This is a genomic window from Clostridium sp. CTA-6 (assembly GCF_054768115.1).
The window spans coordinates 611,176-623,958 of sequence record NZ_BAAAAU010000001.1; the positions used below are offsets into that span (position 1 = coordinate 611,176).

At 27.9% G+C, this 12,783-nt stretch carries 11 protein-coding genes and 1 riboswitch; of the genes, 1 reads left to right on the forward strand and 10 read right to left on the reverse strand.

Annotation, left to right across the window (positions count from 1 at the left end):
- Nucleotides 1-137: 137 nt before the first annotated feature.
- A complete protein-coding gene (locus ACYUDJ_RS02655) occupies nt 138-1,007 on the reverse strand; it encodes a radical SAM protein (protein ID WP_003485627.1) in 870 nt (289 codons plus the stop codon).
- Nucleotides 1,008-1,448: 441 nt separating this feature from the next.
- Between ACYUDJ_RS02655 and ACYUDJ_RS02660 the strand changes: the two genes are divergently transcribed.
- The gene (locus ACYUDJ_RS02660) at nt 1,449-2,540 is read left to right on the forward strand and encodes a glycerol dehydrogenase (protein ID WP_003485626.1); all 1,092 of its coding nucleotides are present in this window, start codon (nt 1,449-1,451) and stop codon (nt 2,538-2,540) included.
- Nucleotides 2,541-2,746: 206 nt separating this feature from the next.
- Here ACYUDJ_RS02660 and ACYUDJ_RS02665 read toward each other — a convergent pair whose 3' ends face one another.
- From ACYUDJ_RS02665 to ACYUDJ_RS02705, 9 genes are all read right to left on the reverse strand, one after another.
- Nucleotides 2,747-2,893 carry a hypothetical protein gene (locus tag ACYUDJ_RS02665; protein ID WP_003485625.1) on the reverse strand — a complete coding sequence of 49 codons (147 nt, stop codon included), beginning with the start codon at nt 2,891-2,893 and terminating at the stop codon, nt 2,747-2,749.
- 145 nt (nt 2,894-3,038) lie between these two features.
- Nucleotides 3,039-4,685: a methyl-accepting chemotaxis protein gene (locus ACYUDJ_RS02670; RefSeq protein WP_003485624.1), complete on the reverse strand. Its 1,647-nt coding sequence runs from the start codon at nt 4,683-4,685 to the stop codon at nt 3,039-3,041.
- 172 nt (nt 4,686-4,857) lie between these two features.
- A complete protein-coding gene (orr, locus tag ACYUDJ_RS02675; protein ID WP_043031970.1) occupies nt 4,858-5,919 on the reverse strand; it encodes an ornithine racemase Orr in 1,062 nt (353 codons plus the stop codon).
- A gap of 357 nt (nt 5,920-6,276) precedes the next feature.
- Entirely contained in the window at nt 6,277-6,555 is a 279-nt protein-coding gene (locus tag ACYUDJ_RS02680; RefSeq protein WP_003485622.1) for an ATP cone domain-containing protein, read from the reverse strand.
- A 517-nt stretch (nt 6,556-7,072) separates the two neighbouring features.
- On the reverse strand, nt 7,073-7,606 hold the full coding sequence (locus ACYUDJ_RS02685) for an amidase domain-containing protein (RefSeq protein ID WP_003485621.1): 534 nt from the start codon (nt 7,604-7,606) through the stop codon (nt 7,073-7,075).
- Nucleotides 7,607-8,191: 585 nt separating this feature from the next.
- On the reverse strand, nt 8,192-8,737 hold the full coding sequence (locus ACYUDJ_RS02690) for a phosphoribosyltransferase family protein (protein WP_042384912.1): 546 nt from the start codon (nt 8,735-8,737) through the stop codon (nt 8,192-8,194).
- 15 nt (nt 8,738-8,752) lie between these two features.
- Nucleotides 8,753-9,817: a hypothetical protein gene (locus ACYUDJ_RS02695; RefSeq protein ID WP_003485619.1), complete on the reverse strand. Its 1,065-nt coding sequence runs from the start codon at nt 9,815-9,817 to the stop codon at nt 8,753-8,755.
- A 66-nt stretch (nt 9,818-9,883) separates the two neighbouring features.
- Nucleotides 9,884-9,985: riboswitch (purine riboswitch) on the reverse strand.
- A 442-nt stretch (nt 9,986-10,427) separates the two neighbouring features.
- On the reverse strand, nt 10,428-10,976 hold the full coding sequence (locus ACYUDJ_RS02700) for a GGDEF domain-containing protein (protein ID WP_003485617.1): 549 nt from the start codon (nt 10,974-10,976) through the stop codon (nt 10,428-10,430).
- 270 nt (nt 10,977-11,246) lie between these two features.
- Complete coding sequence (locus tag ACYUDJ_RS02705) at nt 11,247-12,551, reverse strand: L-cysteine desulfidase family protein (protein WP_003485614.1); 1,305 nt, start codon at nt 12,549-12,551, stop codon at nt 11,247-11,249.
- Between the last annotated feature and the right edge of the window lie 232 nt (nt 12,552-12,783).

Consider the following 12,783-nt stretch of genomic DNA (forward strand, 5'->3'; position numbering starts at 1 on the left):
GACACCTGCATGTCATATTAAAAATCTTTCCTATCATTAATTTTTATTTGCAATATTTATTTATATTAATATATCCTTCTACTTTAATATCTGTTTTCAATTTTTAATATTCCTAATATAGTTTATTTAAATTGATCCTATAACAATCTATACATATCTTCTTTGTAATAAAAATCTTTCTTTAATATATTTTCTATTACATTTATTAATTTTTCTTTATCACTAGGTAATGTACCTCTTAATGCCACATAATTAGAGGCATGATTACTTCTGAATATACAATTAGTTACATTCATATTTTCTAGCATTAATTTTGTTTCCTTCATAACCTCTTCTGGTTTTAGTAAAGTGATCTCTCCTCTTTTCACCTGTTCGGTCATCTCTGTACCTTCATCTAAAAGAAGAGTTAATAAGCCAACATAATCTGGATCTATTAAAGATAATGCTTTACCTGTTTCTATGGCATGCTGTTGCCATTTTTCTTTTCCTCCAAGGCCAGATATTACAGTTATAGATGATTTTATACCACTGGTCCTTGCTTTTTTAGAAGCTTCTATATATTCCTCAACTTTAACTCCCTTATTTATGTCCTCTAAAATTTCTGGACTACCACTTTCTAATCCCATATAAACTATTCCTAAGCCTAATTCTCTAAGCTCTTTTAATTCTTCTATGGATTTTCTTAGTACATCTTTAGCTGTAGCATATATGCCAACCCTATCACATTGAGGATGAGTTTCCTTTATTTTTACTAGTATCCTTTTTAAAGTTTCTGTTTTTAAACAAAGTGCATCTCCATCTGCTAAAAATATTCTATTTATTCTTCTATAATATAATTTGCTTTCCTCTAAATCCTCAAATATTTCCTCTAAATTTCTTACTCTAAACTTCTCATTTTTATACATAGAACAAAAACTACATTTATTATGAGAACACCCTATAGTAATCTGTAAAATTAAGCTATTCGCTTCACTAGGTGGTCTAAATATAGCGCCTTCATACCTCATAAACTTCTCAATACCTCCATTTAAAATACTCTAATCTATTCATCAAAATTTTTATCTTTTGTTCTATACTAAAAACTTCACATTCTTTAGTTAATTTTTTATAAAATATTATTTTAATAAGAACTACTTATTAAACATGTTCCTTGAATTTAATTATATTCTATTATCTTCCTTTATTCCAATAATTATTTAGGGACGGTTCATTTATATATTATATATATCTTTTAACATATGTAACTTAGTTTTCTCTATTTTATACTATATTTTTTAATATACAATGTCAATTGTGAATAAATTTCAAATAATAAAATCTATTATTTAATCAATTTATGTATAAATAAAACTTAAAATTTAAATTTTTTAACAATAAATTGATAAAAAATTAACTATTCTTTGATATAATAAATATAGAACTAGATATACTTTTTAGGAGGAAAGAATATGAGTAAAATAATAATTTCCCCAAGTAAATATGTTCAAGGTAAAGGAGAATTATCTAACTTTGGAGTTCATGCTAAATCTTTAGGTAAAAAATTTTTAATAATAGCTAGTCCTAATGGAATAAAAAGAACTAAATTTACTTTAGAAAAAAGTTGTAAAAATTTTAATATACAATTAATATTTAAGTCCTTTAATGGAGAATGTTGCAAAGAAGAAATAGATAGATTATGTTCTTGTGTGGAATCCAATAACTGTGATGTGGTAGTTGGTATTGGAGGAGGTAAGATTTTTGATGCAGCAAAGGCTGTGGCTTACTATAAGAATACTCCAGTAGTTATCGCTCCAACTGTGGCCTCCACAGACGCTCCTTGTAGTGCCCTTTCAGTAATATATACAAAAGAAGGAACTTTCTCAGAGTACCTATTACTCCCTAAAAATCCCGACTTAGTATTGGTAGATACTTCTATGATAACTAAAGCTCCTGCAAGGCTTTTAGTAGCAGGCATGGGAGATGCTTTAGCAACTTATTTTGAAGCTAGAGCTTGCACAAATTCAAATTCCGATACTTTAGCTGGTGGTAAAGGAACTAATAGTGCCTTTGCATTAGCTAAACTTTGTTATGAAACCCTTTTAAGAGATGGACTTAAAGCAAAACTTGCTGTAGAAAATAAAGTTTCCACTAAAGCTGTAGAAAATATTATTGAAGCTAATACTTTCTTAAGTGGAATTGGCTTTGAAAGCTGTGGCCTAGCAGCAGCCCATGCCATCCATAATGGATTTACAGTATTAGAGGAATGTCATCATTTGTACCATGGTGAAAAAGTTGCCTTTGGAACTTTAGTACAACTGGTTTTAGAAAACAGTCCATTAGAAGAACTTGAAAAAGTTATAGGATTCTGTTTAGACGTAAATCTTCCAATAACTCTAGAAGATATGGGAATTAAAGAGATAAAAAAAGAAGACATTATGAAGGTGGCTAAAGCTACCTGTGCTGAGGGAGAAACTATTTTCAATATGCCTTTTGAAGTAACTTACGAGGATGTTTATGCTGCTATTCTTACTGCAGATAATCTAGCAAATTTGTATAAATAATATATAAATCAATTATTTTTCAACATTTTTGTTAATAATTTAACCCTCTAATAAGACCTTTTTAGGAATGGTTCATTTATTTATAATTTTATTATTATTAAATAAATGAGACTTATCGTCATATTAAATATTAGACAACTATCTTCATATTTAATATATATCATAACTAAGAAATAGATCTTTAGTTATAAAAACTTAACTATCATCTATTTCTTATTTTCTTTATAATACTTCATCTGTGATAAATATATTTCTTGATCTTTATCTCTTTGAAACACTTGGATTTCAGATACGGCTCTTACTATTACATAATATATTCCATATTCCCTTTTATATCTTCTAAAATTCCCCAAATAGAATACCTCATTTCATGTTTTTTTTATGATTATTGACATGAAATAAGGCGCCTATTAAAATTGTTTTTTATTTAGCTTTTCTATGTTTTTGTATTAACTACATGTATTATATTTTTATTTTTTTGGCATGAACCATCCCCTATTATATTTTTAGCTTTTCTACCACATTTGCTAGCCTATCTGCTAGTTCTGTAAGCTCCTCAGCAGAAGAAGATACTTCTTCTGTAGAAGATGCTTGTTGTTCCATAGCTGCAGCGATTTCTTCTGTGGAAGCTGAAAGTTCTTGAGATATATTAGATACTGTTCCCACATTATTAAGAATAGTATCTTTTTTATCCATAGTCATATTTAATTTTTGGGATACTTCTTCAACTTCAGGATTAATTTTTTCCACTTCTCCTAGTATATTTTTAAAGGAATCTATAGTATCTTCTATAGAATCTGCTTGCACTTGTATTTTTTCTGATACTTTTTCAGTGTTATGGGAAACTTCATTTGTATTAGTTGTTACGGTCTCAACTAATGTATGTATATTCTTAGATGAATATAAAACTTGTTCTGCAAGTTTTCTTATTTCTTCTGCTACTACTGAAAAACCTCTTCCAGCTTCACCAGCTCGAGCTGCTTCTATAGCAGCATTTAAGGCTAAAAGATTAGTTTTTTCTGCTATTTCATTTATAACATCTGTGATTTCACTTATTTTAAGAACACTAACATTTAATGAAGAAATTCTATCTGTAACAGATATAAAGGTTTCTTTAATATCTTCTACGGATTTAACAAGGTTGTCTATCTTTATAGAACCCTCATGGGCAGAATTCTTTATATTTGAACTGCTGCTGGCTACATCTATAACTTTATCATTTATATTTTCTAAAATTTCTCCAAATCTCATAAGAGCTTCAGTAGCTTCATTAATTTGTTGTGCTTGATTTGTAGAGTTTTCTGCAACCTCTGCTAAGGAATTTGAAACCTGAGTAGTCGAAGCAGAATTTTCTTCACTGGAGGCAGATAAATTTTGAGAAACTCCATCTATAGTAATTGCTTCATCTTTAATTTTACCTATAAGATTTCTTATAACTTCCATAGTTTTATTTAAAGAGTTCATTAGTTTTGAAATCTCATCTTCGCCCTTTGCATGAAATTCTATAGTAAAGTCACCCTCAGAAATCTTATTCACTTTAGTTACCATACTTTCTATAGGTTTTGATATATTTCTTGCAATTAAAATGGCTATAATAAAGGAAATTACTAATATTACTAAGACTATAACTAATGTTTCAATAAGCCCTTTTTCTATTAACTTATTCATGCCTTCAAGGGAGATTCCTACATTTACAATGCCCACTACTTTCCCATCCTCATAAAAGGGAGTAGATACATTATATACCTTATCTCCAGTTGTCCTTTTAAATATTAATCCTATAGTTTTTCCCTCTTTAAGTACATTTTCAAATTGCTCTTTATTCTCTATTCCAGTATTTAGCATATTGTCATCATTATGAGCAATTACCTTATAATCTGTATCACACACTGATAAATACACCATATCTTCTTTTAAATCTTTTTTTATATCCTTTAATATTGTACTTATTTCTTTTGTTTCAGTTATTTTATTTTTACCTAAAGATTTTCTTACCATATTACTTATAGCAATACCATCCTTTTTCATTTGATTAGTAGCTATTTTTCTAGTCTCTAATGATGATACTACAGTTAAAGAAACCACACACATTATAGTTACTAATAAAAACCCTGCTAATATTTTTTTCTTAAAGCTATTTAACATAAATTACACCTACTTCTGTCTATTTTATCTAATACTGTATTAACTTCTATAATTATAATACTCTTATAAATTTTTTCAAGTATGCTAACATTATCTATACAAAATAAAAGTCATTCTTTATCGATATTTTTTCTAAAAATACAAAAGTATCAATAAAGAATGACTAAAAAATCTATAATATAATTTTATGAACATACTCAGAAGTCATTATGGATAAACATCCTCCAAAGGTAACATTAAATTCTACTTTATCACCTATTTTATAATCCTTATTACAATTTGTAATATCTAATAAAAGATGGTCACTACTTGCCCCTAAAACTGCTATTTTATCATCTATGGGTATTAGGTTATCTGGACTAATATCTTGTCTTCCTATAGCACATATGGCTCTTTTCATAATACCTTTATCCTCAAAAAATGGTTTGTTACCAAAGGCATCTAATCCAATACTTCCAATGGGCACTGAGGGCTTGTTTTTAACTTCCACTATCTCAACCACTAATTTAAATGCATCTTTTAGAAGAGGCTCTATATGTCCATCATTCAATCCTATTCCCAAGGATATGGATGCTCCTAATCTTAATTGATTAATTTCTTTTGGTACCTTATTTTCTTTAAATAAACTAATACATCCAGAATTTCCTCCTGAAATAACCTCTATTTTTATATTAAATTTACTTTCTATATTTTTCTTTATATTAACTAACTGTGATAAATTTTCGTATGTAGGAATGACTCCCCCATAGCAGGATAGGTTTGTTCCTATGCCCATTAGTTTTATACCTTTAAGATTAAGTATTTCTTCTACAGTAGTATAAATTTCCTCTTCATTAAATATACCTTCTCTTAAATCTCCTAAGTCTATCATTAATATAATATTATGTATCTTATTTTGTTCTATAGCCTCTTTAGAAAGTTCCCTTATAGTAATAATATCTGATACAAGTGAAATGTCCGCATATTTTATAACTTCCTTTACCTGACTTATCATAGGTAATCTTAAAAGCATTTTAGGCAAATTAATATGAGTTAATTTTTTTAAGTTTTCTATTCTAGAATCTGCTAGAATATCTACTTTTTCTTCTGCAATAACCTTTGCAATTTTAGGATTTCCACAAAATGTTTTGGTTACCGCCGTTACTTTTATTCCTCTTTTTTTACATTCCTCTACTAGAACCTTAGTATTATATCTAATTTTTTTAGTATCTACTTCAACCCTTGGATAAGACATTATATACACCTGCCTAATTTATATTATTTTATTATTGTATTTTTATACTATTATACATAATAATAATACATTTTTCAATTTTTTAGCACAATCCTAAAAAAACACATTATAACTACATTAGATTTAAATACATCAGTCAGACCAATACTTATCGTTCCTCATCATTGTATGTTTAATGATATTTATATACTAAAAGTGCTAATTTCATTGCCTTTAAAGTATGAAATATTATTCATTTAAGTTTAAGAAATATTATTTTTACAAACTACAATTTACAAAATAATATTTAGAAAGGTTTAATAACACTATTAAAAAAAGTTGCCTCAAAATAGATTTAATTTTAAGGCAACTTTTTTATTATCTTTTATCTTTAAAAGCTACAAATTCTTTTAATACTTTATGAAATTTATTTTTTATTAGAACATCATTTATTATGCCTATTAACTCATAACTGGAGGTTTTTTCATTATCCTTTCTTATGTTTTTAATTATATTTTTTATATCTTTTACTATGGCATTTAAATCTGATTCTGTTAAATGAACCCCCTCAGTATCTCTAGCAGAATTAGCTATACTTGTTTTTAACTTTCTTTCATCAAAGTACTCTAATTTCCCACTCTTTTTTATAATTTCCATATATGATACCTCCTTCTAAATTTCTAATTAATTTTAACTTTATGAATTAACACTAATTGAAGCATCTTTTAATCAATTTTACTATATTTATACATATTCCTCAAGATATTTTTGCAATTTTCAAAATCTTACAACATTCTTAATCACTTAAAAAAGTTCCTTCCTTTGATAACATATTCTGAAGCAGTATCTATAGCCGTTATTATATTTAATTAGGCATATAAATTTCCATTAGTATAGATTTATATTTTTACAAAAATAAATTTAGAGCTAATATATAAATTATAAAAGTTTAAGTATTAGCCCTAATTAACATAAATTATTATTCATTGTAACATTATGTTTAAAATCTGTTTTTAGAATTTTTTAATCTATTCTATTTATAAAATTACCAATTGCGAAATTATCAAGATTTTCTCTAGTTTTATAATTTTTATAGCAATGAAAATACTAATTATATATATGTGTTACTTCTATATGTATTACTTCAAGAATTTTTAAAGTAATACATATAGAATTATAAGCTTATTTTTAAAAAATGTATTTTATCATATTTCCAGGAATATTTAATAGGAATATTTAGCGCATTAAAAGTATGATGTGATATTAAAGGTTCTTTATTCTGAAAAGCGGTTATTATTGCAGAATGAAATATATGACTGTTATTATCTTCAAAAAATATTAAATCTCCAATATTTAATTCATTCTTATTATAAACTTCTAGCCCCTTTGCACCAAAAGAGCCTTTTTCTTGATTTACTTTTAAATAATAGTATAAAGAATGAGCTACAGCCCAAGATATAGACCAAGTATCATCTAATACATTTATAGTATTGCTATGATTATACCACCAAGGATACTCGCTACTAAATTTCATGGGAGCCCCACCAGCTAATAGACATTGAGATATAAAATTTGCACAGTCACCACCATTATTATTTATTATAGGGAAATATCTATATTGAGGATTAGGATTTAAAGCATAAGTTATAGCATAATTCACAGCCTTTTCTCTTAAGTATATATTTTGTCTTTGCATTGTCCAATTCATTACAATTTAAAACCTCACTAAATGATTATAATTAATATAATATGATAATTTAATTGTTACAGTGAAGGGTATAAAGATATAATACAATAAAATTAAATATTTAAAAAGAAAAATGAACAGATATGATATAATACTGTGTTTTTTATATGGATTATAGGGATTTAGTTCTTAAAATTATATTTACTAAAATTATGGGGTGTTCACTATTATAAGAAAATAGTATAATATTCAAGGGAAAGCCTGTGTGATCATTAAAATATAGAAATTAGAGGAGAATAATATGAAGGAAAGTACTATAGAAAAAATGAAAAAAATAATAGAAGAAAATAAAAAGAAATCTTCACAAAATAAAAATTATAGAACTAGCTCAAAAAAGTAGTGAAGAAAAAAGGTGGATAAAATTCACACCATAATATTTGACTCTTTAAAAAGATGATATGTTCAAATCTATCTAATTTTCATGGAAATTTTCCTTATTATTTCCATAAATATGTTTTTGTTTACTTTCCATAAAAAATCACCCCGTTATGTATACACAGTCTTTTTATCTGTATATACATAACGGAGTGAATACCATATGTACTTCTACTTTAATGGAAATAGAGGTAGTTTTTCTAAAAATATTATATCTTCTCTCTTTGAAGCTTCCCCTTCTGCTAAAATTGCAGCCTTACTAGTTACAATTCCGCCTGCATCCTCCACTAATTTTTGCAGTGCAGTTAATGATTCTCCAGTACTTATTACATCATCAATGATTGCAACTTTTTTACCCTTAATTTTATCTACATCTACCCCATCTAAACACAATAATTGTTTTTTCTGAGTAGTTATAGAGAGCACTTCACTACATATAGCATTTTTCATATAAGGTTTTATGCTTTTTCTCGCCACAATAAAACTTTTCATATTTAATATTTTTGATATTTCATAAACCAAGGGAATTCCCTTAGCCTCTGCAGTAACTAATACATCAACCTTTGGCAATTTTTTTGCTATATCCAAAGCTACATTAGATATAAGTTCAGTATCCCCAAGAATTACAAAACTAGCAATGGCCAACTCTTCATTTATCTTGATTATTGGAAGATTACGCTTAACACCACATACATTTAATTCATAATATTTATTCATATATTTCCCCTCCATTTACCCTATCATAGGTAATAATATTTTCATTAATAACCCTGAAATCATACCAATAAAAGGATCTGTTATAGCTGTGACAGTCATTGTAACCCCACCTATAACTGTACCATTAGCAGCAGTAGATGTAAGAGCAGAGGCTGCGTTTACCGGAGCGGTAACTATGGCTCCTAGCACAAATAAAAATCCTGCTATTGATTCTGTAGGAATATACTTTCCTATTTTAGGTAGAAATCCTGCAAATAATATTGCAGCCATAAGTAGCATCATTATAATACCACTAGCTTTAGGATTAGGAGCTCCTCCTGTTGCTGAAATTATAGATTCTACCGGCGCACCACCCAAAATAGAAGAACTCATATCAGCTAATGAACTTATTATAGATACATGATCTATGTTTACCTTACGGTTTGCTAATTGTCCCGTAATATTTCCAAAGGCAATGTTAGCCCCTATGTTAAGACATACCATACTCATAGCTCCTCTTAATATTTTTAAGCTAAAAGATGGTTTATTTATAGCTATTTTTTCTCTTTCTATAATAAAAGATTCTCCTTTTTTATTTCCAAGGATATTATATACAATACTTGATATTATTACAGACACTGCTATGGTATAAACTAAGTCCTTTGTAAATAGATGAGTTATTACTCCTGAAGCTATAGAAACATATCCTATAATTTTATTTTTTCTAGCCATTTCTATAGAAACCCTAGCTAACATAATTCCAACTCCGGCCATCATTCCTGCTGTAATAACAGGGCCAATAGAATCAGTTATTTTACTCATTAATCCAAATAATCCAATGAAGGTCATTATTAAACCACCATAAAAAATCATTGAAAGTCTTTCTTTAAGGTTGTCCCCCATAGTACCAGCTAAAGTAATTGTTTCCGCTTGAAATGATATAGGTACTACATTTCCTGTTATTGCGTTACCAGCAGCACCTATTAGAAATGCAAAGGCTGTAGGAACAGAGGCAAAACCAAAGGATAATGCTAAAAGCCCTTGTGGTAAGCCATTTAAAAGCACACTAAAAATTGATAAAATGTCTTTCCATAAATCCATATCTTTTATCTCCCTTCAATTATATCTACTCTTAATAATAAAAGGAGATAAGTTATAGAATATATGCATCCTAATAACCTCTCCTATAGTAGAGTAGTTTAAGGCTACTCTGTAGAAACTCCTGAACCCTATTATCAGAATTATATAAGAGCGAATATTTTATTTTATAACATAATAAACATTACCACATTATGCGAATATTTTCAACATAGTTTTACATATTATACGTATATTAAATAAAATTAACTTACTTTTCCTGAAAAATTCATCATTAAAATATATAATAAAAGCTATAATTTTTAGCCTAGGAATTCTTTCTTTTATTCCTTAAAATATAATTATGTTTATAAAGATATAATTTGCTTCAAAATAAAATAAATTTAATTTTAACACTAAAAATAAAAAGGAGCTGTGACACTAAAAAAAATTAGTGCCACAGCTTTTTGCCTAGTCAAAAAAACCTTAATATCAAAGGCTTATTAAAGTGCGTCATTTTTCGATTATTAAGCTTATTTGGGGTTAAAATATCATTAAAATTTCTGTGAAATACACGAAAAACGCTGTCACGTTAACATATTTTTTTATGCTAATACGACAGCCCCTTCAAGTCTTATCCAATTTTCCTCTTATTCTCATACATTCTATAATCCGCTATTTTTATTAAATCTTCCATGGTTTTATTCGTATTTTTATTATACTCTACTAAACCATAACTTAACCCCATTTTATATTCCAAATCTTCCCCCAATTCATCTATTTTCTTTTGAATTCTAGATAATATTTTATTTGCATCATTCATATTAGATTTCAGGAATACAATTATAAATTCATCCCCTCCATATCTAAAAATAAAATCCCTTTTTCTTATATTGTTTTTTATTATACTACATAGAGTTTCCAATACATAATCTCCCGTATCATGACCATAGTTATCATTTATATATTTAAGATTATTTACATCCGCAAAGGTTATAATTAAGTTACATTTATTAATTTTTGCTAGCTTAATTTCTCTATGAAGTTTTTCCAAACCTAATTTTCTATTATATACAGAGGTAACAGGATCTCTTCCAAAAATATATTTCATCCTTTTTATTATTTTATCTTTTTTATTTAATTCCTCTATCAATTCATTCTTAGACATATGATTATAATTCATAAAGAATCACCTCTACTAATTTCAAATATTATCTATACCTATTTTACAATATTATCCAGTCGGATTTTGTCCTTTCTAGAGATGATTTAAAAATATTTTTAAAAAATTATCCAATTATTTCTATTGCTAATACTTACATCCCATTTTGTGTAAGATATTCGCACAAAATCAGCACTCTGTATAAACTATTCACTCCAAATATTTATAAAGTTCAGATGAAATAAATGAATTTTCTAAGAAAACTCCACCTGAACCTTAAAATCTTATATACTATATTACCTCTTTACAGGCTATAGAAAGCATTACATCATCTGCTTTATAAAATCCATCTTTACATAGCATCCCAAGATTGTTTATTGTATCTTCAACGGTATTTCCTATAATTCCCGTATTGTTAGGTACAATTATATCATTTAAAGCTAAATAAGCTGATATAACCGCTTCAGAGGCTGAGGTTGAAAGTTTAATAGCACAGCTTCCTTTAGCTCCATCACATACCATTCCTGTAAGGTTTGCTAACATATTTAATATAGCTCCTTCTATTTCCTTATCTTTTCCCCCTAAAAGCCAAGCAATTCCCGCTGTTGCTCCTATACCTGCTGCTATGGCACAACCACAAATTGCAGATAATTTTCCTGTATATTTCTTTACAAAATTATTAACGGCGTGACCAAAGAATACTGCCCTTTGAAGTCTTTCCTTAGGAGCTTTTATATCCTCCGCCACTACGTTAATAGGTAAAATTACACATAATCCTTGGTTACCACTTCCACCACTGGTCATTATAGGGCACATTCCTCCACCCATTCTAAGATCAGAGCCTGCAGCAGTTAAAATCCTTGCTATGGTTGCAGAATCCTTACCTATTTTTCCTTCCTCTTGTAATTTTAAAAGAGAAGATCCTAATGTTAAACCCTTTTGTCTTTTTAACCCTTCCATCGCAGCCTCTTTATTCATCTCTATTCCATCCATTATAAAGTCTAATTTTTCTATACTAATATCCTCTGTAATTTGTCTTATATCCTTTAAAGAAAGCTCCTTAATAAAATCACAATCTTTATTATCTTTTTTATTTTTATTATCTTTTTCAAAGGCTATTTTACCATTTACAATAACCTGCTCTATATTAGTATGTCCTCCTCTTAAAATGGCAACAACTTCATCCTTTTCTCCCTTTAAAGTAGCCTCTACAAAAACAGGATCTGTATCCTCAATTGGATTAAGGGTTACAACTTTATTTTTTATCATTTCTTTTGCTTTATCTAAATATTCATTGTTTACATTCCTAAAAACAAATAATCCTTCCTCTGAATCTCCACATATTTCTCCAAGAGCCCCTGCAATATCTAAACCACAAACCTCTGTATTTGGTATAGTAACGGATTTACCATTTTTTAATATATTTTTACTTACTTTTAAGTCTATTTTTAAAATCTTACCTTGCATATACTTCTTACCTGTTGCTACAGTAAAAGCTACTGCCACAGGTTCAGTACATCCTATAGCTGGTTTAGTTTCATCTTTTATTAGCTCTAATAATCTTTCACTTATTTCCTCTTTTGATAATCTTAACATCCTAACCCACTCCCTTTAAGTTCTACTACTTATAATAAGTAGCAATAAGGATGCCAAAGAATTTAAATTTTATCCTCAATCCATTATAAAGCCTCACATTTCAATAGGTTTAAGTATTTAATTATTTTTTATTTACTTAATATACAGATTATTTTAGTCTATATTTTTGCATCATTGCAAATAATCCTGTTATTAATTATAAATTTCAAGGCATTATATATTGATATTAAAG

Coding starts and splice junctions, on each gene's coding strand:
- ACYUDJ_RS02690 (WP_042384912.1), bottom strand. CDS start 8,737: ATGAATAAATATTATGAATTAAATGTATGTGGTGTTAAGCGTAATCTT.
- ACYUDJ_RS02685 (WP_003485621.1), bottom strand. CDS start 7,606: ATGAATTGGACAATGCAAAGACAAAATATATACTTAAGAGAAAAGGCT.
- ACYUDJ_RS02695 (WP_003485619.1), bottom strand. CDS start 9,817: ATGGATTTATGGAAAGACATTTTATCAATTTTTAGTGTGCTTTTAAAT.
- orr (WP_043031970.1), bottom strand. CDS start 5,919: ATGTCTTATCCAAGGGTTGAAGTAGATACTAAAAAAATTAGATATAAT.
- ACYUDJ_RS02700 (WP_003485617.1), bottom strand. CDS start 10,976: ATGAATTATAATCATATGTCTAAGAATGAATTGATAGAGGAATTAAAT.
- ACYUDJ_RS02680 (WP_003485622.1), bottom strand. CDS start 6,555: ATGGAAATTATAAAAAAGAGTGGGAAATTAGAGTACTTTGATGAAAGA.
- ACYUDJ_RS02670 (WP_003485624.1), bottom strand. CDS start 4,685: ATGTTAAATAGCTTTAAGAAAAAAATATTAGCAGGGTTTTTATTAGTA.
- ACYUDJ_RS02655 (WP_003485627.1), bottom strand. CDS start 1,007: ATGAGGTATGAAGGCGCTATATTTAGACCACCTAGTGAAGCGAATAGC.
- ACYUDJ_RS02660 (WP_003485626.1), top strand. CDS start 1,449: ATGAGTAAAATAATAATTTCCCCAAGTAAATATGTTCAAGGTAAAGGA.
- ACYUDJ_RS02705 (WP_003485614.1), bottom strand. CDS start 12,551: ATGTTAAGATTATCAAAAGAGGAAATAAGTGAAAGATTATTAGAGCTA.